The sequence below is a fragment of the Brachyspira sp. genome (assembly GCF_029258575.1).
GTDB lineage: Bacteria > Spirochaetota > Brachyspiria > Brachyspirales > Brachyspiraceae > Brachyspira.
In genome coordinates this window covers 1-25,874 of the sequence record NZ_JARHYI010000091.1, presented here as the reverse complement: position 1 = coordinate 25,874, position 25,874 = coordinate 1, and the positions used below count along the sequence as shown (strand labels likewise).

Below are 25,874 nucleotides of genomic sequence, written 5' to 3'. Positions count from 1 at the left end.
ATATTATAATGTGATAATTAAAATATTTAGGTATAAAAAATGTATAAAATACTTTCTTTAGATGAAAAGGCAAAAATCATTAAGCTTTTATATGATAATAAGAGCAATGATTCTAATGCTATGTTTGCTCTTATGAAATATATAAAATCAAAAATCAATGCTGATATTGAACAGACAGAAGATAGGTTTTTACTTTTTAATGATAAAAAGAAATATTTGTTTTATACTATAGAAAATGATGCTATATATATAAAAATACTTTTGCATGATGATAAAGTAGCTTTTACAAATTTTAAATATATGGAAGCTGAGTTTAAATCATATATAGAAGAGATGAATTTATTAATTTGCAAAGAAAAAATAAAAAATATCAATGATTCTATCAAAAATAATATGTGGCTTGATTTTAAGATATCTGAATACGGTAATGATTTGCATATAATAGCAAGTAATGATTTAAGTTGCTGTCATATTTTGGAAGTTATTTTTAAGAATGCATATTTTATTCAATGCTCAAAATATTTTAATGCTTGTCCTAATGAATATGATGTATTTTATGTATGTACAGATGATGATATTGAGTATATTAATAAAGGCTATAAAAATATAATAGATAATAAATATTCTGTTATAATAAAAATTAAGGTCGATGATGCTAAAAATTATTTTTATATAGCATGCGAAGGAATTGAATTTATTCATAAAGAGGTGAGATATGATTATGATTTCACATCTTTGTATACTGCTGATAAAGAGAATATAATAAAAAAATATGATCTTAAAAAAGAGGGAGATTCTTGGTATCAGGAGAAAGAGAACTCTCATAAAACATTAATATTTACAGATAAGTTTTTTAATAGAAATGATACTATAGGGATATTATTTAGAATACATAAATTATGTTTTGCTAAAGTTAAATATTTCAGAACTTACATTTTTAATTTTGAAACTTATAAATATGATTATAAGAATGGATTTATTCAAACTGAACTTTGGGATGCTGAGTTTTTTAAGCATATTGATTCTGGTTATATGATTGATTTGAGATTTTTGCAGTCTATGACAGTTTATGAAGATTTTGTGGATTTTTGCAAGGAATTAGAATCTTTTGAGAGATAACAAATTGTATTGATATGGATTTATTTTTGCAATTATTATTCGGAGCTTTTCTTGGGGCTGTATCTGGATATTATACTAATACTATAGCTTTAAAAAAGTTATTTTCAAATAATGGTATAATAGCTAGAAAAAGAGAGAATTTTATAGATGAAATAAGTAAAATGGTTGCTGAAAAAATCATTAATTATGATTCTATATTAAACGAAATAAAAAAAGATAAATTCAAAAATAATATAAAACAATTTTTTAAAAATATTAAGTCTAATTTAATATCAAAAACTTATTTAAAAATAAAAAATATAAACAGTTTCAATGAATCTAAAAAAAATGCTTTAGATTGGACTAAATTAAATACAAAAGACAGTATATCAATATTATTAGAAAAATTATCCAAAAACATAAAATTGCATGAAATAGCAGATGATAATCAGGCAAGACATATTATCAATAGTATAATGAATAACTTTTTTAAATATATAAATGATAATAATACTGTTAATACTATAATTAATAATGCCTATACTGAAAATAATGAAAAATATAATAATATTTTAAAAGAGATTATAAATAAAATATTATTTTCATATAAGAAAGATGATACTGAAACTATTGCTTTTATAAAATCATTAATAAAATATTCAAATATAGAAAATTGTTTTTATGATTTTTTAAATTCATTATCAACTTACAGTATAAAAGAACTTTTTTCTGTATATGAGCCTTCTGAAGTAAAGGATATAATAAATAAATTTCTGGAAAATAAAGAGTTTGAAAATATTATAAATGGAATTATAGATGATCTTTATAATAAATTCAAAAATACTGATAAAACTATATATGAATTATTAAATTCAAATTTATCATATAAATTACATTCTATTCTTTCAGATATTCTGCCAAGATTTATAGATATAATAATACCAATAATAAATGGAAATAAATCAAAATTAGATACCATTATAGAAGAAGCTGTTGATGAGGAAATCAATAAAATAGATGCATTTCTTTTGCAGATTATGATTAAAGGAATAAGAAGTATATTTTTGAATGATATCGCTTCAAAATATAAAGTTGTTCAGAAAGTTATTGAATATATAGAAAAATATAAAGATAATATTGATGAATTAGCTTCTATTATTACTAATGATATAATGAATTATTTTGAGATTACAAAAATATCATACATATTAAAGAATATTGAAAATATAGATAATATAAAAAATATAACAAGGGATATTATTATTTTTAATATAAAAGAGATTCCTGATTCTTGGGTAAATAATTTATTAAATATGAAAGTGAATGTATTGGTTGACTCTAATATGATTCATAATTTATATAATTTTTTAGAAAAAGAGATTATAGATTATATAGTAGGCAATTCAGATAAATTGAATAGTTTGCTTATAAAAAAAATAGATTTAGTATATTTGATTACAAATAATAATAATACTCTAATTAATAATATAATAGAAAGTAATAGAGAGAATATAGAAAATTATATATACAATATTTACTGTCAGCACAAAGATTATACTATATATGATTTATTAAATAATATTGATGCTATAGTGGAATTATTATTTTCATTGTTTGAAGAATATATAGATAAATACAGCGATTTAAATATAAATGAGCTTATTATAAAAAAAGAAAAACAAATAGATGAGTTTATAGATAATAATTCATATGATTCTATATTTAATTTTATAGTTAAGGAGAAAACATTTATATCTGGTATAATAGATTCTCTTGTAATAAAGACTATAAAAAATAATATGGGTAAATTGAGTAAAGATGAAATAGCTAAAATGGCTAATGATTTTATGGGAAAGGAATTGGAGCCTATAAATATATTAGGTGCTTTACTCGGAGCTTTATTCGGATTATTAACTGCATATTTTTTTCCTATCAATTCTTTTAATAGTTCTCTTGGGGCATTAAATTATATAATAGAACCTTTGGTATATTTACTTATAGGTTTATTAACTAATGTCATTGCCATTTATTCTATATTTAAGCCTTATGAACCTTTATTCGGCATTAAGAAAAAAGTTTTTTGGGGGGCTGTGGCATGCGAGAAAAATAGATTTGCAAATTCTATGTCTGATTTTGTTAATGACAGATTGATGGAAAAAGAGGGGGTATTGGAGATATTAAATAATAAAGATAATATAGAGAATAATTTGATAAAGGATAATTACAAAACATTTTTTAATTATATGCTTGAAGATGATAAAATAATAAAATTAAATATATTCGCATCTTTAAAAAATAATTTAATCTATATAATATCTAATAATATTAATACTTTCAAAGATGATGCTATTAATTTCTTTATAAAAAAAGATTATTTTAAATTTATTAAAAACAATAAAAAAATAAAAGATACTTTGATATTATATGTAAATAGTAATGCTGATAATATTTTTATAATGATAATTCAATCTATTTTAAAGAATATTAATTTTATTCCTTTAAAAGAGTTCTCTCAAAATATGATAAGGGATAACTTAAAAGATTTGAATAGATTTAGAGATGTTTTTGTTATTAATATTGTAAAGGCTTTCAATTCCAATTCTGTGAGAGATAGAATATTTAATATAATTATAGATTTATTAGATAATGAAATATCCAAAAACAGCAGTAAAAAAATAAAAGAAATGTTTAATGGAGAAATTGTAAATCTTATAAAGTCTAATAATGAATTTATTTTTTCTATGATGAAAAACAAATTGAATGAATCATTGAATAATAATAGATATGAAATAAGGGAAATGATTATAGAAAATATTCCAATAAAAAATGATTTTGTTAGAGATTTAACTGATAAAATAATATTGAATTTAATTAATAATAAACTTCCTGTATTTATTGATGATATAAAAGTAAATATTATCGATACAAGTTTTAATTTTTTAGATAATAATATTTTATCTAAAGATATTTCTTATATATTTGGAAATGACAAACTATATGAAGAATCTAGTTTAAGAAAATATTTAGATGATATTATAGATAATAATCAGAATTTAATATATACAGTTTTTGATAATATATTTATTTTATTTGTTAATTGTATTGATTATAAATTGATAGAGAAATATACAGATGCACTTTTAAAAAATACTGATGAAGATTTATATAAACTTTTAAGAGATATATTCATGAATATTTATAATAATAGTGAGAATATATCCATTGAAATGAAAAATTATATAGAAAAAAAATTATATCCTTCATCAATAAAAGATTGTGTAAATATAGAAAAATATTTTGATGATATATTTAATGATGTTTTAAAATATTCAAAATGTCATGCAGATAATTTTTTAATTTATGCTGTTAATAATGATAATATAATAGATAATGATAATTTAATTAGAAATATATATAAACTATTAGAAGCTTTAGAATGCAATGAAAGTATAAATGAAATTATATACACAGAATTAAAAAAGATATTATCAAAATTAAGACATGATCTTCCTTTTATTATAGATGATAAAACCAAATATTATTTTTTGAATTTAATTATAGATTGTGCTAAAGATGATATTAATTTGATAATAGATGCTATAGATTTTTCTGCAATTACAAAAGAAGAAATAGATAATATGAATCCCAAAAATATACATGATGTATTTAATTCATTTGCAAAAGAGTATTTAAATAGGTTAAAATTATATGGTATGTTTGGTGGCATAGTTGGTATTTTTCTAGTTATTATAAAATATATAAATACATTTAATGGGGATTTATCTAATACACTCAATATTATACTCATTATTTTTACTGCGTTTTTATCTATATCTATGATTATTAGTATATTGAAAAATATCTCAAATTGATTTTTAATATTATGAATCTTTTAAAACTTTTTTGATTTTATTCGTCTAGATTAATGAATTTGTATTTTGTATACGAGCAGATTGTATAGAGGTGAAATAAATAATGAGAAATTTTATAGAATTGGTTGTAAAAAGACCAGTAGCAGTCTTTATGTGTATGATAGCCGTTCTTATATTGGGATTTGTGAGTTTAAGTAAATTAGCTGTAGATTTTTTGCCTGATATGGAGCTTCCCTATATAACAGTTAGAACTGAATATGAGAATGCAGGACCTGAAGAGGTTGAAAAATCGGTAACTAGGGTTGTAGAGAATGCGGTTGCTACTGTAAGCGGAATCAATACAATAACTTCTACTTCTGAAGAAGGATTATCAAGTGTTTTTATAGAATTTAATTGGGGAACTGATTTATCTTCTGCAACTGCTGATATAAGAGAGGCTATAGATACTATAAAAAATTCTCTTCCTGATGATGCTCAAAATCCTACAGTATTGAAATTTTCTACAGATATGACTCCTATTATGGAAATAGCATTTTTCGGTACGGATAATTTAGGGGCATTATATACATTAGTAGATAATCAAATATTAAATAAAATAGAACAAGCCTCTGGAGTAGCTAGGGCGGAAATTAGAGGCGGACTTAAAACTGAAATGAAAGTAGATTTACTTTTGAATAGACTTCATGCTTATGGTATAGATATTAATAGTATAGTTTCACTTCTTTCTTCAGAGAATCAGAATCTTTCAGGAGGGGAAACTTATGAAGGAGTTTATAAATATACTCTTAGAACTATGGGAGAGTTCACCACGGCAGAAGATATAGAAAATACTGTAGTGGTGGTAAAGACAAATGATACCCCTATAAAATTAAAGGATATAGGAAGAGTATATCAAGGCTATAGCGATGATTCTGAGATAGTAAAAATTAATGGAATGTCTGCGGTATCTATATCGGTTAATAAAGAGTCTGGAGGTAATGCTGTTAATGTATCTAAAGCCGTTCAAAAGCAATTGGCTAATCTCAATCTTCCTGAAGGTGTAGAATATGAAATACTATTTAATAATGCTGATAATATTAATGAATCCATAAAAGCTGTACTTGATACGGCTTGGCAAGGCGGATTATTTGCTATCATAATATTAATGCTTTATTTATGGAATATTAAAACAGTTTCTATAATAGCAGTTTCAATACCTATATCTATTATTATTACTTTTACTTTGATGTATTTTACAGGCATTACTTTGAATATTATTTCATTATCAGGATTAGTTTTGGGTATTGGTATGATGGTTGATAATTCCATTGTTGTACTTGAAAATATATTTTATTATAGAAATAATGGATACGGAAAATATTCTTCTGCTATAAACGGTACTTCATCAGTGGCATTAGCAATATCAGCTTCAACTCTTACAACTATAGCTGTGTTTTTACCTTTTCTTTTTGTAGAAGGTCAAACAGGTCAATTATTTAGAGATTTATGTATTACAGTTACAGTTTCTATGATAGGTTCTTTATTTGTTGCCCTTACAATAGTACCTATGCTTGGAGCAAGACTTGTAACAAATAAAAAAATGAAATTATTGATACCAATAGAAAATTTTGTTAATAACAATATTCATAATAAAATTAACAATTTTTATTTTTGCATACTTAATTATTCTATAAAAAATAAAAAGAAAGTTTTATCTATATCAATATCAGCTATATTTATAATAATAGCTTTGGGTATTACATTCATAGGTAAAGAGGGTTTTCCTACATCAGATGAAGGTCAGTTCAAAATAGATGTTAAACTTCCAGTAGGAACAAAATCGGAGCAGACAGAAGGTTTTGTTACAAGAATGGAAAAAGATATACAAGATATTATAGGCGAAGATTTTGATAGAATGCAGTCAAGAATAAAATCAGGTTCTGAAGAAAATATTGCCGAGTTAAGAATACAATTAAGAGAAAAAAGTGAAGGCAGAAAAAAATCAGTTGATGAGTATATAGAAATTACTAGAAATGCTTTAATTTCATATCCAGCACAAATTAATATGTCGGCTATAACTACATCAGCTATAGGAAGCAGCGGCAAAAATGGAAGCATGGGAGGGCAGGAAATAGAAATAGAATTAGTTGGAGATGATTTAAATAAAGCTGTAGAAATAGCTAATAATATAATAAAATCTATATCAGATGTTGAAGGCATAAGAGAGCCTAGACTTACAATAGATGATTCAAATCCAGAATTAAAAATATATGTCAATAGAGAAATAGCAGCAAAGATGGGAGTTAATGTAAATACAATAGCGAATATTATAAAAACAAGTTTTGCAGGAACTACAGCCACTACAATGACGCCAGCGAATTCTGATGTTACAGATATAGATGTTAATGTTCAATTGGGGGAAATTGACAGATTGAATATAGATGATATATCAAGAATTATGATACCTACTTCAAGTGCAATAGTGCCTATATCATCAATAGCATCAGTAGAAAAAAGTTACGGTCCTACCGAAGTTGAAAGGAAAGACAGCACTAGAGTAACTACTATAAGAGCATCAGCTTATAATAGAGCGTTAAGCACAATAATGTATGATGTTCAGGAGAAAATTAAAAATGAAGTATTCATTCCATCAGGTTTTAATATAAATTATACAGGAGATTTTGAGGACATGAAAGAAGCTTTTATACAGCTTTTTCAAGCCTTAATATTAGCATTGGTTTTGGTTTATGCTATAATGGCTAGTCAGTTTGAATCTTTTATAGCACCGTTTGTTATAGCATTGGCAATACCATTTGGATTTACTGGTTCTTTGATAGCCTTGTTTATAGGAAGACATACTTTAAGTGTATACAGTGGTATAGGTTTTATAGTTTTAATAGGTATAGTTGTTAATAATGGTATTGTACTTATAGATTATATGAATCAACTTATGTATGAAAAGCGTATAAATGGAGATACGGCTGCTTTGGAATCAGGTCCTAGAAGATTAAGACCTGTACTTATGACAACATTTACTACTATACTTGGACTTTTACCTATGGCATTATCAGGAGGAAGCGGTAATGAAATGTATCAGCCTTTATCTATTGCTATACTTGGGGGACTTTTAGTTTCAACTGCATTTACTCTTGTTATAGTACCTACTGTTTATGCTGCTATAAGAAATAGAATTCCTCTTAAAGATTATGATAAAAAAGATTTGGAAAGTAAGAATGAACTTGCAAATTATGATACTATAAATGTTACTGGTAAATGATATATAAATTTTATTATTTTAATATATAATAGTAAATCTCATTTGTTAAAAAATGAATTTGGGATATATTTTTATGAATATCTCATTTTTATATTTATATAAGTGCAATTAAAAATTTGTAATTAATCTAAAATTGTATATACTATATATAGTATATAAAGACGATAGGATATTAAGTGAAGAAAATATTTACAGATATACCGCATCAGATAAAAGAGATAGCTAGAATATTAAATGTAGAAGGTTTCCAATGTTTTTTGGTAGGAGGAGCCGTTAGGGATTCTATAATGGGTATTACTCCTCATGAATATGATATTACTACAGATGCCAGACCTGAAGATGTTCAGAGAATATTTAAATATACTATACCTACTGGAATAAAACATGGAACTATACTTGTTATTATAGATGATATGCATGTAGAGATAACAACTTTTAGAAGTGATGGAAATTATACCGACGGTAGACATCCTGATAATGTGGAATATGCTTCCAATATAGAAGAAGATTTGCCTAGAAGAGATTTAACAATAAATGCTATGGCATATAATGTTTTGGACGGCACTTTAATAGATATGTTTGACGGCATGAAGGATATCAAAAGAAAGATAGTAAAATCTGTAGGCAATCCTTATGAGAGATTTAGAGAAGACGGTCTTAGAATAATGAGGGCTATAAGATTTTCTACTAAATTGAATTTCGATATAGAAAAAGAAACTTTCGAGGCTATAACACATTCTACAGGAATGCTAGCTTCAATTGCCGCTGAGAGAATAAGAGAAGAGTTTAATGGGATATTATTATCTAAAAATCCATTCAGAGGTTTAGAGCTTTTAAGAAAAACAGGAGTACTTTCTCTTATATTGCCTGAACTTATGCAGGGCTTTGGAGTAACTCAAAATAAATTTCATAAATATGATGTTTATTATCATATACTTCATACGGTACAGGAAGTTGAGCCTTTGGAAACAGAAGAATTAACTTTATTGGTAAGACTTGCAGCATTATTTCATGATATAGCAAAACCTATGGTGCAAAAAAAAGTATCAAAACAAGATGATCCTGTTTATTATAATCATGAGGTTGTGGGTTCTAATGTAGCTAAAAAAATCATGAAAAGATTAAAATATTCTAATTCTGAAATAGATTTTGTAACATTATTAGTTAGACAGCATATGTTTTATTATCAGGACGAATGGACTGATGGGGCAGTTAGAAGATTTATGCGTGCCATTGGAGTTGAGAATATCAAACCGCTTTTAAAACTTAGAGAAGCTGATAGACTTGGAAGCGGACATAGGAAGGATAAAGAGAGTAAGGCTATACCAAAATTATTATCAAGAATAGATAAGATAATAGAAGAAGAAAATGCTATTACTGTTAAAGATTTAAAGATAGACGGAAACGATTTGATTAATGAATTTAATTTAAAGCCTAGTCCTTTAATAGGTAAGATATTAAACTATTTACTTGATTTAATATTAGATGAACCAGATTTGAATAACAGAGAATTTTTAATAGAGAAAACTAAAAGTTTTTTAGATAGTAATAATATAAAAAATGGGGCTTAAAAATGTACTTGCTTGCTGATATAGGTAATACGAGGGTTAAATTAGCTATATTTGAAAAAGCTAATATGCCTATATATTATAAGGCTATAGAACACAGTAATGCTTTGGATTTGGTTAATGCACTTAATGATATAAAGAATGATTATAATGATATAGAAGGGGTATTTTATAGTAGTGTATCTTTAAAAGTTAATGATTTATTTGAAGGAAGTGTAGATGATTGTTTTGCAATAAAACCTTATAGAGTTGTACATAATGATATAAAATTAAAAGATAATCTATACGAACCAAAAGATGCTGTAGGAATAGATAGAATTTTATCTACTTATGCTTCTATAATGCTTGAGGGATATAATGATAAAGATAAATATGCTTCTATAGTAATAGATATGGGTACTGCTACTACTATTAGTATTATGCTATCTGATTTCACTTTTTTAGGTGGTATGATAATTTCAGGAACAAAAACTAGTTATCAGGCATTATCGAATATAACATCTTTGCCATATTATGAGATAGGACCTATAGAATCTATTCCAAACCCTGTTAATAATAATATTAAAGACGCCATTATGTCTGGAGCTATATACAATACCATAGGAACAGTTAATTATGCCGTTATGGAAACTAAAAAGTATATAAAAAGTAAATACAATATAAGATCCAAAATATTTTTGACAGGCGGAATATCTAATTTAAGATTATTAAAATGTAAAGTTTATCCTTTTTTAGTTTTGCAGGGTATTTATTTCAATATGATATATAAAAAATAACTATATATTAAAATAATATTATAAATTTTTTATACTAAAAGTATGTTTTATTGTACTAAAAAGTATAATTTTAATGTATACAATTTGACAAATGATAAAAAACTGATATACTTTAAATTATATATAAGAGAAGAAGGGAGGATTTACCAATGACAATAGGTAAAGTTACTATACAAAATGATACAGGACTTCATGCTAGACCTGGTAATGAGTTTGTAACATTCATAAAATCATTAACAGGCTGTAAAGTAGAAGTAGAAAATGAAGGTGGTAAGAGAGTTAATGCTTCATCTCTTTTAAAAGTTTTATCTTTGGGTGTGAAGAAAGGCTCTGTTTTAACAGTTTATTGCGATGGCGATAACGAAGAGGAAAATTTAAAGAAAATAGAAGAATTTATAGCTAATTTAAAAGACTAATAATTTATTTTTTGGAATTTATAATATGGAAAAAAGAATTACAGGAATAGGGGTTTCTCCCGGTATAGCTATAGGTAAAGTTTATCTGCTATTAAAAAAAGAGCTATCAATTACAAAATATCCTTGTAAGGAAGTGGCATTAGAGCAGGCTAAATTATTGGATGCTAGAAATCAGACTAAAGATCAGCTCATTAAAATAAGAGAAACTACAGCTAAAAAAGTTTCAGAGGAAAAAGCTGCTATATTTGATGCTCATATTACTTTACTTGAAGATGAAGATTTACTTGAAGAAGTTAATAATATTATAGCCGATGATAAAGTTTGTGCTGAATATGCTTTATCTCAAGGTATAGAAGTTTATACTAAAATTTTAAGTGAAGTAGAAGATGAATATTTAAGAGAGAGGGCTAGAGATTTAGTAGATATTTCTGATAGATGGATAAGAAATATTCAAGGAGAAGAAATAGTTGATATTTCCAATCTTCCTAAAGATTCTATAGTAGTTGCTAGAGATTTAACTCCTTCGGATACTGCTAATTTAGATTTGGACAATACAGTTGCATTTATTACAGAAATTGGCGGAAGAACTTCTCATACATCTATTATGGCTAGATCTTTAGAATTGCCTGCCGTTGTTGGTATTGGTGAAATTTTAAAAGATTTGAAAAATGAACAGGTTATAATAGTTAATGGTAATACAGGTTCTGTTATAATAAATCCGTCAAAAGAATCTACTGAAGAATGTTTGAAACTTAAAGATGAATTTGATAAGAAAAAGGCTTTACTAAGAGAATATGCTCATAAAGATGCTATATCAAAAGACGGAACAAAAATTAGAGTATATGCTAATATAGGTTCGCCTAGTGATTTAGGAGGGGCATTAAAGAATGGAGCCGATGGTATAGGGCTTTATAGAACAGAATTTCTTTTTATGGAGAATACTGATTTTCCTACAGAAGAAGAGCAATTTAAAGCTTATAAAGAAGTAGCTGTTGCTATGAGTGGACATACTGTTACTATAAGAACTATGGATATAGGAGGAGATAAATATCTTCCTTATTTAGAAATGCCTAAAGAAGAAAATCCTGCACTTGGATGGAGAGCTTTAAGAATATGTTTGGATAAAACTGCAATCATTAAAACTCAATTTAAAGCTTTACTTAGAGCATCTGCTTTTGGTAAAATAAAAGTTATGCTTCCTATGATAGTTTCTCTTGAAGAATTGAGAAAGGCAAAATCTATATTTAATGAATGTAAATTAGAGCTTATGAGAGAGAACATTGCTTTTAATGAGGCTTTGGAATTGGGTATGATGATAGAAACTCCTTCTGTAGTGTTTAGATCTGAGTCTTTTGCTAGAGAATCTGATTTCTTTTCTATAGGTACTAATGACTTAACTCAATATACTTTGGCTTCAGATAGAGGAAATGAAAAAATAGCGGATATTTGCGATCCTTATAATCCTTCAGTACTTATTGCTATAAAAATGGCTATAGAAGGTGCTCATGCAAGAGGTATTATAATATCTATGTGCGGAGAGCTTGCTGGAGATTTACTTGCTGTACCTTTATTATTTGGACTTGGACTTGATGTATTTTCTATGTCTGCGATATCAATACCTGAAGTTAAAAAGATGATTATATCTTTAGATAAGTCTGAATGTCAAAGACTTGCTAAAAGGGTATTATCTCTTGATACTGCTGAAGAGGTTAAAGCTGAATTATTGAGATTTTTGGAAGTACATGAAAGAGGCGGTACTATAAGCTATTAATAAAAAAATTCTATTTGAATGAGAAATTAAAGGGGCTAAGAGATTAGCACCTTTTTTTATGTGTTGCTAACAATAAAATCTTGAATATATTCCGCATGGAAGAATTATATTAGAATTTTCTATAGGTATTCCTATTTCTCCGCTTTCAAAAATTCCTTTATGATTTATTGAAGATGATAGTATATTTTTTAATGATATATGAGAAAAATTAGCTGTGTAACAATTGATTAAAAATAGAATAGGGGAGTCTGATAATAGATTGATGCATTCCTTTACAAGTTTTGTTAAACTAGTTTCTATCTGCCAAAGCTCTCCATTAGGTCCTCTTCCATATACAGGTGGATCCATTATTATAACATCATATTTTCTTTCTCTTCTTACTTCTCTTAAAACGAATTTAATAACATCTTCTATTATAAATCTCACCTTTTTATTTTGAAGATTATTAATTTCTATATTCTTTTTAGCATGCCCCACTATTTTTTTGGAAGCATCCACATGTACAATTTCATCGCAATCAGCATAAGCACATGCTACAGTTGCACCGCCTGTGTATGCAAATAAATTTAATGCTTTAATTTCTTTATTTTGATGAGATGAAACTTTTTTTTCTTTTATTTTATCGATTATAAACTGCCAATTAACAGCCTGTTCAGGGAAAAGCCCTATATGTTTAAAATTTGTGAATTCTATTTGAAATGATAAATCTTGATATTTTATAATGAAGTTATCTTTAGGCTTATTGAAGTACTGCCAATAACCTCCGCCTTTATCCGAGCGATGATATACAGCATCCAAATTATTCCATTTATTTAATTTTTTAGGCCATATAACTTGAGAATCAGGACGCGATACTAAAAATCCACCTATATTCTCAAGTTTTTCACCTTCTCCACAATCTATAATTTTATAGTCTTTCCATTTATCAGCTAAGAGCATTTTATTTTTGTACTTTTTTATTTATCTTTGATTATAATATGTAACATCATTTCTTACTATAACAATATCAACCCTTCTGTTCAACGCTCTTCCATCAGGTAAATCATTAGATGCCACAGGTCTTGTATCAGCATATCCAGAAATAGAATATTTGTTTCTATCCAATTTTCCTGCCTGATCATTTTCAAATATTTTTTCTAATATTACCATAGCTCTTGCAGAAGAAAGTCCCCAGTTATTACTGAATTTTTCTTCTGTGATACTTCCTTGAATGATAGAACCTGAATCAGTATGACCTTCTATTCTTATATCATTAGGCACACCACTAAGTACAGATGCTAATTTAATAAATGTTTCAACATTATTTTTATTATCAATCAAATTTGTAGAAGCAGATTCAAAATACTGGTCTGCTCCTAAACTTATGATAAAACCTCTTTCATTCTCTTCAACTCTAACTTTCTTACTTTTAATTTCTGCCTCTAAAACAGAAACTGCTTTATCAATACTTCTTCCCACAGAATATCCTCTATCAGTTGAAGGCAGAGTATCAACATTAGCACCGCCGTAAATAAGTTTACTTTGTGATAAAGTAGTACCTCCCTGCATAACTCCGAATGATCCCTGAAATGCTGTTGCAATAAGCTGTATAGAAGAATCGCTTATTGATGATGACATTGTAGAAAGAAGCAATACGAAGAATGTTAATACTAAAGTTACAAAGTCTCCGTAAGTTTGAAGCCATAAAGGAGCAGAAGGTCCAGGTACCTGAGCCTTATCTCCGACTTTTTTAGCTTTTTTACCAAATTTAATAGTAGCCATTGTTTACCTCTAATAAATTTCTTATCTATCTCCAACCTGCTCATTAACTTTCTGACGCTGATCAGGAGGTAAGAAAGATATTAATTTATCTTTTACTATTCTAGGGTTATCTCCAGCCTGTATCGATAATATCCCTTCAAGCAAAATATTTTGAACTATAGCTTCTGAAGCATGTCTAGCTGCAAGTCTACCTGCTATAGGCAAAGCAAAACCGTTAGCTATAACCGAACCATAGTATGTAGTAATAAGTGCTACCGCCATACCAGAACCGATTGCTTCAACACCGCCGCCGCCACCCAAACTTCTAAGCATGATTACAAGTCCGATTAATGTACCGATCATACCCCAAGCAGGATATAAAGAAGCAGCATCTTCAAATACTTTTCTTACTGTATCGTGTCTTGCCTCTACGTTATCTATTTCTGTATTTAATATATTTTTTACAAGTTCAGGGTCTGTTCCGTCTACTACAAGCTGCATACCTTTTTTTAGTAAGGGATCTGAAATCTCTTGTATGTCATCTTCAAGTACCAACAAACCTTCTCTTCTAGCTTTCTCTGAAAAACTTAAAAGTGTTATAATTATCTGAGATTCATCATAATCAGGCTTCTTTAAAAGCATTTTTATAGCTTTAGGAACACCCAATATAGTACCTAAATCGTTAGCAACTAAAAGTGAAGTTGTTCCTCCCAATCCTGTTACAACCGCAGATGCAAAATCCACCATATGAGATATATTACCGCCTCCTCCGATGATGGCAAATAAATTAATACCTATAACTAATACAACACCTAATGGTACAAAAATATCCATATTTTACTCTCTAACTAAAATTTTTCTTACAAAATTAATTATAATATTTTCTATTCTTCACTGCCGTAAAAAGACGGCTTTTTTATATTATCTTCATTAACTATTCTAGTTCTGTATTCTATTATTCTATTTAAAACTGTATCAAAACTATCTTTAGTTACTACCTTTCTTCCAGACAGCATTGTTATTACTAAATCAGGAGTTTCCTCCATAAACTCTATTTGATGCGGATTTACATATAATATACTTCCGTCAAATCTTGTTATATGTATCATACCAGAAACTCCTAACTCTATTATACTATAAAATTATAAAAAGTCTATATTATTATTTATCTTTTAAGTCCTATAACTTCTTGAAGCATTTGATCTGCTGTAGTTATAGTTCTAGCATTAGACTGGAAACCTCTTTGAGTTACTATCATGTCAGTAAACTGTTCGCTTAAATCAACATTAGACATTTCCAAAGTACCTGCTTTAATAGAACCTCTTCCTTCTGCAGCAGCAACACCTATATTTGCAGCACCAGAGTTATTGCTCTGCACAAATAAAGTATCTCCAGCTTTCTCTAAACCGCCTGCATTATTGAATTTAGCTAATGCAACCTGTCCTAATGTTTTTCTGTTTCCATTAGTAAATACACCAGTTATCTGACCACTGTCATCAAAGCTGAATCCTTCAAGCATACCCATAGTATAACCATCTTGTTCTATAGCTTTAGTAGTTGATGGGGATTCAAATTGAGTAATACCGTTAAATAAACCAACTTCTCCCAAAGTAAGATTAATAGTTTGATTTACTTCTCCCTCTGTTCCCTGATAGGTGAAAGATACATTAGGCATTAATACACCTTCAGTTTGAGTATTAGTACCATCGCTTACAGAAATCAAAGAACCAGCATCATTGAATACTAATTGGAAAGTATTATTTCCACCGCCTTCTACTGGATCTCCTGCTGATACGCTTACACTGCCCTCTGTTGCATCAGGTACATCTATTACCATATCCCATCTATTAACATCAGTTTTAGTGAAAGTAGCTCTTAATTGACGAGGTATTCCTGTAGAGTCATATACAGTTAAATCTGACTGATGTGTTTCTCCGCCTTTTTCTAGGTTACAGAAATATTTAGTATTAGCTGTAGCTCTTGCAGGATCTTTCGCACCTACTGGAATAATTACATCTTCTACTCCAGCTGCAGTATTCAAATCCATTTCTCCAGTTTCTGGATTAAGAACAGCATTCCAACCTTGTACTTTAAAACCATTAGAAGGATTTACTAAATAACCGTCTTTATCTAAAGAAAAAGCACCATTTCTTGTATAATAAGAATTATTGCCTCTTTTTTCTATAAAGAAACCTTCTCCTTGAATAGCTAAATCAGTGTTTACACCTGTAACTTGTAAAGCACCTTGAGTATGTATAGTGTCTATAGTTGCAACCATCATACCTAAACCTACTTGCTGAGGATTGATACCGCCTCTATCTTCCTGCGGCTTAGCTGCTCCGCTTAAAGATTGGCTTATCATATCCTTAAAAGTAACTCTTCCTCTTTTAAATCCGTAAGTATTAACATTAGCTATGTTATTTCCAACTACATCCATTCGAGTTTGATGATTTTGCAAACCAGACACGCCGGCAAATAATGAACGCATCATAAGGCGTATTCCTCCAAAATTTAATATTTCTTATAGCTATTTTCGGTATAATTAAAATTTGCTTAATATTTTTTTATAATGTTTCATGAAAATCATCATAATAAAATATAAATTATATAAAAATATTATTTTTAATTGAAATAAACATAAAAATATATTATACTTTAATTAAGTTAGATTGAGTTTAAATATTAAGGATTTATTATTTATTTTGATATGGCTCCAAAAGGGGGATAAAATGAGTTTGTATGGTAAAAAAAAGTATACTATAGAAAAAATAGAAGAAATATTAAATAACAATGAATTTTATATTGATTTTAATTCTGATAATGATACTTTCAATGATGAAGAATTATTTATACATAATGAAGAATATTTTAATATTATAAATTTTTTGCAAGAAGATTTAAAAGAAGATTCTAAAAATACTAAAAAATTATTTCTTATAGCAAAGGCATATTTTTTGAATTTTGATTTAAAAAATGCTGTATCGGCATTAAAAAGTCTAATAGAAATAGATAGTAAAAATGACAGAGCTTTATATTTATTGGCTTCTATATATTACTCTTATGATATTATAAATGATGCTTTGAAAAACATAAAAAATGCAATAGAATTGAATGATAAAGATTCAGAATATTGGTATTTACTTGGTAATATTTATGATGATATAGGAAGTTGTAATGATGCTTTGAATGCTTATAAAAGAGCTTGTGAATTAAATACTACAAATGAAGTAAATAATAATATTAAATGCTATTTATTTACTTTGGGTAAGGCATATTTAAAATTAGATGATTTTGAATCTGCTATCAAAGCTTTTGAACAATCTTTAGAAAAATATCAAAATGATAATGATGATGAGATTATGCATTATTTGGCATTATCCTATGATAAAAGTGAACAGTATGAAAAATCTATGGAGATATATAAAAAATTATTGGAAATAAATGATCATAGTGAATTGAATATATATTCATCTACTGCTATAGACTCACTTGCAAAAGTTTATATGAGATTGAATAAAATAGATGAAGTTTTAGATATGTATAAAAAGTATATAGAGATTAATCCTTCTATATGGAGCTATATTACAAAATTTTATGATGATGATTCTTCTACAAATGAATATAAAGAGTTAATTAATGCTTATAATCAAATAATAGATAAATATCCCAATAACAATGAGTATTATTATTATTTATCTGAATTATATAAAAATATTAAAGAATATCACAATGCTATAGAGTTATATAATAAAGCTATAGAAAGAAATCCTAATGATATTGATTATTATTTATCTCTTGCAAATGTATATGAAGATATTAAAGATTATGATAATGCTTTATCTATATGTAAAAAATCTATAGAAGTTTGCAATTATGATGCTTATATCTTTGAGAAGCTTGGAAGTTTATATGAAAAATTGGGGGATATGAATAATAGAAACGAGTCATATAAAAAAGCCATAGATGTGTATAATAATAATGATGATGATTATATATTTGAGAGTATTGGGGATTTATATGAGAAATTGGGAGATATAGATAATAGAAATGAGGCGTATAAAAAAGCTATAGAGATGTATGATAAAAATTCTGATATATATCATTTAGAAAAGCAGGCAAATTTATATTTGAAGATTGGTGATAAAATGAATGCTATTAATTCATATAAAAAATTATTAGAAATAGATGAATATAATGAAAATGCAAAAGACAAAATAGAAGAATTATCTAAATAATTTTTATTAATTTATAATTATGAAAACATTATTCTTTTGCCACTATTTTTAAATAATTTAAAAATGTTTCATCTTCGCAAATGGTTTTTCCTACATCATCGGATAATTTAGCCACAGGTTTTCCATTTACATTTTGAAGTTTCATAACTATATTTAAAGGTTTAGCTGCAGGAGCAAAATCATTTGTTATATAAGTTCCTATACCGAATGCTACATTAGTTTCATTTTTGAATTCTTTATATATATTGTAAGATTTATCAAAATTAAGATTATCACTGAAAAGTAATGTTTTTGTTTTTGGATCTATTCTTAGTTTTTTATAATGCTCTATAACCTTATATCCCCAATCGAAAGGATCTCCTGAATCATGTCTTATTCCATCATAAAGTTTAGCAAAGTATAAATCGAAATCTTTTAAAAATTTATCAGTACCTAATGTATCAGATAATGCTATTCCCAAATCGCCTCTATATTCATTAACCCAAGACTGAAGCATAAATTTTTGACTTTCTGCAAGCCTTACTTTATCAAGTGCCTGTCCAATCTGATAATATTCATGTGCATTTGTACCTACTGCAAGTAAATCATATTTTTTTGCAAAATAAACATTACTTGTTCCAACCAAACAAGAAGATGTTAATTTATTTTTTAATATATCAATAACTTTATTCTGCCATTCAAAAGAAAATCTCCTTCTAGTACCGAACTCGGAAATTTTAAATCCATTATCCTCTTTATGCATAGGCATTAATTTATTATCTAGTTTTTTTATTAAATTGATTTCAGCCTGAGCATATGCTTCTTTTCCATTATCCTCTTTACAAACTGTGTATGTATAGTAAATCTCGCTAATCATAGCAAGTATTGGTATTTCCCAAAGTATAGTTTGATACCAAGGACCTTCTATTTCAACTGTTAATTTATTATTTTCCAATAATGCTTTTATATGTTCTTCAAGCGGTCTGTATAATTTTAAAAATTCTATATAATCTTTTTTTATAAATCTTAAAGAAGATAAATATTCAAGTTCATCTTTTTGAAATCTTAAATCGCAGAAATATTTTATTTGTTGTAAAAATTCATTATGCATTTCCATATTCCATTCTAAAGTATTTCTGCTTTTAAAAACATATCTTACCCAAACATTAGAAAATTGTCTTAAAGCACATTGTTGCATAGTGAATTTGTATAAATCAGTGTCTAATAAACTCATAATTATAGGTTTCATTTTTCAATCCTTAATTTATTTTTTATTTTTTATCAAATGTTTTGGATATTTTATAAAGCCTATAAATTCCCAAAACAAAACCAATAAAGATACCTACTATTGTAAATAAAGGCTTACTTTCAAAATGTTTATCAGCATAATGTCCTAGAAAAGTTAGTCCAAGTACCATACTTCCAAATTCAACACCAAGTGCTGCATATTTTATACCATTTTGCAATTTTTTATTATCATTTATATTCATATTCTACAGTTGTAAATATCAGCGGATTAACATATTCCGTTGCTATTTTCAATTCATATTCAAAAACTCCTGTTTTGGCATTGCCCAAAATTTCCGCTTTTTGCACATCCATTTTTTCAGATACCAAAGAAGTAGCAAGTCCGCTGTATTTTGTAATAATACCAAATCTATGATAAATAGTAATAGTAAATCCTGTATCTTTATCGTAAGACACATCACTAACTGTACCTGAAGCTGTTGCTCTTATTAGAGTTCCTGCTATAGTTTCAAAACCTATTCCCTTTGATATAATAGAACCTTCTTGATACGGTCTTGATATAACTGCATATCTTGAATCTATAGGTAATATGGAAGGTATTTGTTCTAGAGAATTGTTTTTGGAAGATATATTTGCTTTTAATTCATCTAAATATACTTTTATTTTTTCTAGTTCTTCTGCTCTTGAATTCATAATAAGTATATTATCCATATTGTTAGTGGAGAAATTCATACTATTAGTATCTATTTGTAATAATGAAATAATATTTGACATATCATTTCTATAATAATCATTAGTTACTACAGAATTAAATATATTTTCAAGTGAATTTATTTCTGATAATTTATCTTTATAACTTCCGCTTAGAACTTCTGTTTTACTTGCAAGAACTGTATTTTTAGTTAGAAAAGAAAATGTTGTAAGAAGGGACATTGATATTATTAATATAATTATTATCAGTGAATATACTGGAAGTGATAAAGTTTTAGTTTTCTTTTTGGAGTGGGGTATAAACATAAAGTAAATTCTATAAGTTAAAAATTTACCTACTTTTTTTAGAAGTGAAGAAAATACTGATGATTTTTTATTTATATACTTAATTTTATTCTTTTTCTTTTTTTTATGTTTTATATACATAACTGCTGCTGCCTAATTATAAACTATTTTAACAAGATATAATAATATATATAACAGTTAAATAGTTCATTTGGTAGTATATACATCAACTAAAGCTTTATACATTTGATTTGCCAATTCTTTTATAGCTTTTATACTTCCAAACTGTAATTCATGTATAAAAGCAGATTCTATTAAAACTGAAGGAACATCTTTTTTTATTTCTTGTTTATTATAAGCATTTTCAAAAGCATCGCCTATAAGAATCAAGCCTCTTAAAGATATAGCATTATTTATTAATTCTTCTCTGTCATAGAATTTCCATACCGAATTAGGAAGTATTCTATCATGTCCTATAATAGGAGAAATTTTGTATTTTTCCTGCATTCTTTCGGATAATTTATAGGCAACCTGCATAGAAGCTGGGAATTCTCTATTATATGGGCTTACTATAACATGAAATCCTGATGTTTTATTTCTTCTGCTAATATAAGGCATATAATCAAAATGAATACTTAACAGCAAATCAAAATTATTATCTATAGCATAATGTCTAATAGCGTATAATTCTAAAGTTTGATATCTTGTTAAATTTCCAACTCTCTCTTCGCCTTTTACTTTAGTATTATATATTCCTAGAAGTTCTTCATAATTATTTGTCATATATTCTTTGATAGGACGGCTGTAATATGCACCATCTCTGCTCATAAAATATTCAAATCTATCATCTTCAGATAGTATTTTAGCTAATTCTCTTGCAACTCTTAAATTTACATAGTATTCATATCCCAAATATCCTAATGCTCCTTTAGTAGCAGCATTATGTCCGGGATCTATAAGTACCTTAATTTTTTTATTTTCTATTATCTGATTGAATTTTTCACTTGAACTTTGTATCTTATTATTTTCATTATTTTCTCTTACTATACTGTCAGATACTCTAATATTGGCAGTAACTATAAGAGAGGAGAACGATACTATTATCAAAACGATAATAACTGTAGAAAATATAATAAATCTATTTTTATTATTCATACCTTTATTATCGTAAATAATTTTATTAAATTAATGTATAGCTAAGAAATATTTTCATTCCTTTTTTACATATTTTATATAGAATAAACGAATGAAATTATTTTTTATTATTATTGTTAATAGCCATATATACAGAATCTACTATATCTGTAATTCTCACACCAAAACTTTCATCTATTACAACTACTTCGCCTTTTGCTATTAATTTTCCATTAACTAATAAATCTATAGGTTCTCCTGCTAATTTTTGAAGTTCTATGATAGAACCTTCTCCAAGACTTAATATTTCTCTAATGCTTAGTTTTGCCCTTCCAAGTTCTACAGTAACATTAATGGAAACATCCATAAGTAATCCGATGTTACTGTATGGCATATTATTATTAGAGTTTTTGTTATTTTCAGAAGTATTTTCTATTTCTTTATCATCCATTATTTTTGTATGCCCTCTATAATTATATACAATAAGTATACATGTTTGAAAATTATTTTCAACAAAAAATAAAATTTTAATTACATATGCCCGCCCTATTTCTTTACTATATTATTATCCATTTTTAATTTTTATTTTTTCTTTATTAAAAAAGAAACAGTAATACCTACCCAAGCTTTGATTAAATAAAATGCTATTAATAAAATAATCAATGTAAAAGTGTATGATATAAAATAGAAATAAAAATAAAATTTTTATAACTTTATTATTAAAGTTAAAAATATTAATAATAAAAAAGCGAAGATTTAATTCTCCGCTTTAATTTTATTGGTGATTATTTTAACTTATTTATCTAGGTTTATTAGTAAGTCTGTCCATAGGGTTGATAATATCAGTAACACGAACACCGAAGTTTTCATCTATTACTACAACCTCACCTTTAGCTATTAATTTACCATTAACAAGTAAATCTACAGGCTCACCAGCTAATTTTTGAAGCTCTATAATAGAACCTTCACCGAGTCCTAATATATCTCTAATAGTCATAGTAGCTCTTCCAAGCTCTACAGTCATATTCATGGTAACATCCATGAGTAGACCTATATTACCAGTACCTTGTACATCAGAAGCAGGCATCAAAGAATTAAACTCAGCATGCTGTACACCCAATTGAGGAGTAGAATCAAATGCTTGATTATCCACAAGTCCTGACATAGAATTATTAGCCTGAGCATTTCCTGCTGCACTATTTCCACTAGCAGGTGCAGAAGTAGTATTTGAAGCAGAACTCAATAAACTTTGTAATAATGGCAATTCTAAAGCAAATACATAAGGTGCTCCATCTACTTCCCCTTCAATAGATAAAGATCCGCTAACTATAGCCAAAGGACCTTGTATATTTATACTAAAAGCATCTTCAAGTATAGAAGTTTCTATAGGTTCATTATTAAAAGATCCTCCGAATCTTGAAGATAAAGCACTATCAGAAACTCCCACCATTTGAGAGAAAGCTTCTTTTAATACTTGAGCTACCATATCATTTAATGCAGCTTCTTTTTGTCCCATCATAAGTGAAGCCACTGCCAAAGCTTCATTTTCACCCATATAGTAGTAAACATTTCCAGTGATAGAACCAGTATATCCTACTTTAGCTTCTATCATTTTTCCAGAGAGCATTTGATGCAAATTATTAACATCGCCCACTGTAGTAGTAATATTCGTGATAGACACCGTTTTAGTGGAGATAGAAGATAGTGAAAAAGCTTGATTTTCAGCTATCATTTTAGCAGCTTCATTAAAGAGCTGTTTATCTACATTTCCTCCATTACTAGCAGCTTTAGGAGCAGCATCTCCCCCAAAAGCTTCATCAGCACCTTTCAACAAAGCTTCTATTTCATCTTGAGATAATGCACCGTCACTCATCATAACCTTAATCCTCCTCTTTTAATAAATCGTCTTCGGTTATATCAGCCTCTCCATCCATAACACCTGTAAGCTGAACAGCCATTCTGCTGCCTGATATACCAGGACGACATAAGAATTTCTTTCTGTTTCCTATCTTGAATATAACAGGGTCTGTAATCTTAGTATCAGTAAACTTAACAACATCGCCTTTCTGAAGATTGAGAATGTCTGATAGCGGTAATTGCATAGATCCAAGTTCCGCCGAAGTTTCAACAAATATATTTTGTAATTTTTCTTTAATAATTTTTAAATTCTCACTAGTACTTCCTCTTCTAATAGATGCATACCAATATTGAGCTGAGAATTTAGAAAGTATAGGCTCAATAGTAATATATGGTATACAAAAGTTCATCATACCTTCAACATCAGCTACCTTAGTTTCCAAAGTGATTAATACAACCATGTCATTAGGGCTAACCATCTGAGCGAATTGCGGATTAGTTTCTATAGAACCCAAACGAGGTCTTAAATCTATTACCTGCGACCAAGCCTCTCTCAAGTTACCTAATATTCTAACGATAATCCCTTCCATAACAGACAACTCAATATCAGTAAGTTCTCTATTGATATTTTTAGGACTTTCACCAGGTCCACCAAACAATCTATCAATAATAGTAAAAGTGATAGACGGATCGATTTCTAATATAGAACTACCTTTCAATGGATCCATACTAACAATAGCCAAAGTAGAAGGATTGCTGACACTTCTTATAAACTCTTCATAAGTAAGCTGATCTACACTTGCTACGTGAATACCTACCAAAGTTCTTAACTGAGCAGATAATGAAGTTGTAGTAACACGTGCGAAGTTTTCATGCATCATCTGAAGCGTTCTAATTTGGTCTTTTGAAAACTTATCAGGACGTTTAAAATCGTATATCTTAATCTTTCTATGTTCTACTTCTACACGTTTAGTATCAATATTATCTAAACTTTCACCAGATGATATAGCACTTAGTAACGCATCTATTTCGCTTTGTGACAATACTTCTGTCATACGAGTATCCTTCTCTTATAATTTTTTTCCAATTTTAGCATTAACTTAATAAGAAGTTATCAAATAATATACCATCTATTTGACCATTTCTAAGCATACTATTAATTTCACGCTTAATATCAGCCTTTAATTGTTCTCTTCCTTCATTAGTTCTTAACTGATCATAAGTATAAGAGCTAAGTATTGTTGTAATTCTATCTCTTATCATATAGAATCTTTCAGGAAGTTCTACAGAAAGCTGTTTTGTATTAGTAGTATATGTTAATATAATACTAACCTTTATATATCTTGCTACATCTATGTCTGCTGTATTAACATTAAATTCTGGATCTATACGATATATAGATGGTGGTGGCTGTTTAACCATATCATCAACAACACCGCCTTGTACCCCAGCAGCTTTTCCTACACTTTTAGATACAAAAAATGCTATAAGCCCAGATATTAAAGCCACAAGTAAAATGGCAGCAACTCCCATAAGTATTTTGACAATCATAGGGCTTAAGCCAAATTTTTTCTTTGGTGCAGCTTCGGCTTGTTCCTCTTCGCCTTCTTCCAATTCTTCGTCTAAATTTTCTTCGTCTGCCATATAATTTCCTCACTTAAATTAATATGTTTATTTTTTTCAATTATATAACAGTAAAATAAAATAAGCAACTCTTATGTTAACTTTAATTATTTTTACTGTCTTTATATATAATATCGGTAAAGTAAAAAAACACTTAACATATTTTTTTACTTAAAAGTAAAAAATAATGCACGGGAGCCAGAGATATTTCCTTTAAGTATTCCTTATTTTTTTGAAGTATAACATAGGAGTATCATAATTTAAAGCGGAATGTATTCTTTTATGATTCCAAAAATTATTATATT

At 27.6% G+C, this 25,874-nt stretch carries 21 protein-coding genes; 8 read left to right on the top strand and 13 right to left on the bottom strand.

The features are described 5' to 3' along the window. Window positions 1-39 precede the first annotated feature (39 nt). From Q1J76_RS07155 to ptsP, 7 genes are all read left to right on the top strand, one after another. Window positions 40-1,119: a hypothetical protein gene (locus Q1J76_RS07155; RefSeq protein ID WP_300368966.1), complete on the top strand. Its 1,080-nt coding sequence runs from the start codon at window positions 40-42 to the stop codon at window positions 1,117-1,119. Between the two features lie 26 nt (window positions 1,120-1,145). Continuing rightward, window positions 1,146-4,970, top strand: coding sequence for a DUF445 domain-containing protein (locus Q1J76_RS07150; RefSeq protein ID WP_300368963.1), 3,825 nt, complete (start codon window positions 1,146-1,148; stop codon window positions 4,968-4,970). Between the two features lie 103 nt (window positions 4,971-5,073). Then, entirely contained in the window at window positions 5,074-8,226 is a 3,153-nt protein-coding gene (locus Q1J76_RS07145) for an efflux RND transporter permease subunit (protein ID WP_300368961.1), read from the top strand. A gap of 176 nt (window positions 8,227-8,402) precedes the next feature. Further along, window positions 8,403-9,797, top strand: coding sequence for a CCA tRNA nucleotidyltransferase (locus Q1J76_RS07140; RefSeq protein ID WP_300368958.1), 1,395 nt, complete (start codon window positions 8,403-8,405; stop codon window positions 9,795-9,797). A 2-nt stretch (window positions 9,798-9,799) separates the two neighbouring features. After that, entirely contained in the window at window positions 9,800-10,570 is a 771-nt protein-coding gene (locus Q1J76_RS07135; RefSeq protein ID WP_300368955.1) for a type III pantothenate kinase, read from the top strand. Window positions 10,571-10,719: 149 nt separating this feature from the next. After that, window positions 10,720-10,986, top strand: a complete 267-nt coding sequence (locus Q1J76_RS07130) for an HPr family phosphocarrier protein (RefSeq protein WP_300368952.1) — start codon at window positions 10,720-10,722, stop codon at window positions 10,984-10,986. A gap of 25 nt (window positions 10,987-11,011) precedes the next feature. After that, window positions 11,012-12,757 carry a phosphoenolpyruvate--protein phosphotransferase gene (gene ptsP / locus Q1J76_RS07125; RefSeq protein ID WP_300368949.1) on the top strand — a complete coding sequence of 582 codons (1,746 nt, stop codon included), beginning with the start codon at window positions 11,012-11,014 and terminating at the stop codon, window positions 12,755-12,757. 66 nt (window positions 12,758-12,823) lie between these two features. On the opposite strand, the gene Q1J76_RS07120 is transcribed toward ptsP, so the two are convergent. The 5 genes from Q1J76_RS07120 to flgE are packed head-to-tail and all read right to left on the bottom strand — an operon-like array spanning window position 12,824 to window position 16,988. Then, the gene (locus Q1J76_RS07120) at window positions 12,824-13,696 is read right to left on the bottom strand and encodes a class I SAM-dependent methyltransferase (protein WP_300368946.1); all 873 of its coding nucleotides are present in this window, start codon (window positions 13,694-13,696) and stop codon (window positions 12,824-12,826) included. A gap of 21 nt (window positions 13,697-13,717) precedes the next feature. Then, complete coding sequence (locus Q1J76_RS07115) at window positions 13,718-14,518, bottom strand: flagellar motor protein MotB (protein ID WP_300368943.1); 801 nt, start codon at window positions 14,516-14,518, stop codon at window positions 13,718-13,720. A 21-nt stretch (window positions 14,519-14,539) separates the two neighbouring features. Continuing rightward, window positions 14,540-15,331, bottom strand: a complete 792-nt coding sequence (locus Q1J76_RS07110) for a motility protein A (RefSeq protein WP_300368940.1) — start codon at window positions 15,329-15,331, stop codon at window positions 14,540-14,542. A gap of 50 nt (window positions 15,332-15,381) precedes the next feature. Beyond that, a complete protein-coding gene (locus Q1J76_RS07105; RefSeq protein ID WP_300368937.1) occupies window positions 15,382-15,606 on the bottom strand; it encodes a flagellar FlbD family protein in 225 nt (74 codons plus the stop codon). A gap of 56 nt (window positions 15,607-15,662) precedes the next feature. After that, the gene (gene flgE / locus Q1J76_RS07100; protein WP_300368934.1) at window positions 15,663-16,988 is read right to left on the bottom strand and encodes a flagellar hook protein FlgE; all 1,326 of its coding nucleotides are present in this window, start codon (window positions 16,986-16,988) and stop codon (window positions 15,663-15,665) included. A gap of 238 nt (window positions 16,989-17,226) precedes the next feature. On the opposite strand from flgE, the gene Q1J76_RS07095 reads away from it, so the two are divergent. After that, window positions 17,227-18,732, top strand: coding sequence for a tetratricopeptide repeat protein (locus Q1J76_RS07095; RefSeq protein WP_300368930.1), 1,506 nt, complete (start codon window positions 17,227-17,229; stop codon window positions 18,730-18,732). Window positions 18,733-18,760: 28 nt separating this feature from the next. Here Q1J76_RS07095 and pncB read toward each other — a convergent pair whose 3' ends face one another. From pncB to Q1J76_RS07055, 8 genes are all read right to left on the bottom strand, one after another. After that, complete coding sequence (gene pncB / locus Q1J76_RS07090; RefSeq protein ID WP_300368927.1) at window positions 18,761-19,960, bottom strand: nicotinate phosphoribosyltransferase; 1,200 nt, start codon at window positions 19,958-19,960, stop codon at window positions 18,761-18,763. 22 nt (window positions 19,961-19,982) lie between these two features. Further along, on the bottom strand, window positions 19,983-20,201 hold the full coding sequence (locus Q1J76_RS07085) for an AtpZ/AtpI family protein (RefSeq protein ID WP_300368924.1): 219 nt from the start codon (window positions 20,199-20,201) through the stop codon (window positions 19,983-19,985). Then, window positions 20,188-21,096 (bottom strand): peptidoglycan DD-metalloendopeptidase family protein, encoded by a 909-nt coding sequence (locus Q1J76_RS07080; RefSeq protein WP_300368921.1) that lies wholly within the window; start codon window positions 21,094-21,096, stop codon window positions 20,188-20,190. The genes Q1J76_RS07085 and Q1J76_RS07080 overlap by 14 nt, the downstream gene beginning before the upstream one ends. A gap of 66 nt (window positions 21,097-21,162) precedes the next feature. Further along, window positions 21,163-22,110: an N-acetylmuramoyl-L-alanine amidase family protein gene (locus tag Q1J76_RS07075; RefSeq protein WP_300368918.1), complete on the bottom strand. Its 948-nt coding sequence runs from the start codon at window positions 22,108-22,110 to the stop codon at window positions 21,163-21,165. A gap of 97 nt (window positions 22,111-22,207) precedes the next feature. After that, entirely contained in the window at window positions 22,208-22,540 is a 333-nt protein-coding gene (fliN, locus tag Q1J76_RS07070; RefSeq protein WP_300368915.1) for a flagellar motor switch protein FliN, read from the bottom strand. 348 nt (window positions 22,541-22,888) lie between these two features. Then, window positions 22,889-23,965 (bottom strand): flagellar motor switch protein FliN, encoded by a 1,077-nt coding sequence (gene fliN, locus Q1J76_RS07065; protein ID WP_300368912.1) that lies wholly within the window; start codon window positions 23,963-23,965, stop codon window positions 22,889-22,891. A gap of 4 nt (window positions 23,966-23,969) precedes the next feature. Continuing rightward, window positions 23,970-25,001 carry a flagellar motor switch protein FliM gene (gene fliM, locus Q1J76_RS07060; protein ID WP_300368909.1) on the bottom strand — a complete coding sequence of 344 codons (1,032 nt, stop codon included), beginning with the start codon at window positions 24,999-25,001 and terminating at the stop codon, window positions 23,970-23,972. A gap of 40 nt (window positions 25,002-25,041) precedes the next feature. Beyond that, window positions 25,042-25,590 carry a flagellar basal body-associated FliL family protein gene (locus Q1J76_RS07055; RefSeq protein WP_300368906.1) on the bottom strand — a complete coding sequence of 183 codons (549 nt, stop codon included), beginning with the start codon at window positions 25,588-25,590 and terminating at the stop codon, window positions 25,042-25,044. Between the last annotated feature and the right edge of the window lie 284 nt (window positions 25,591-25,874).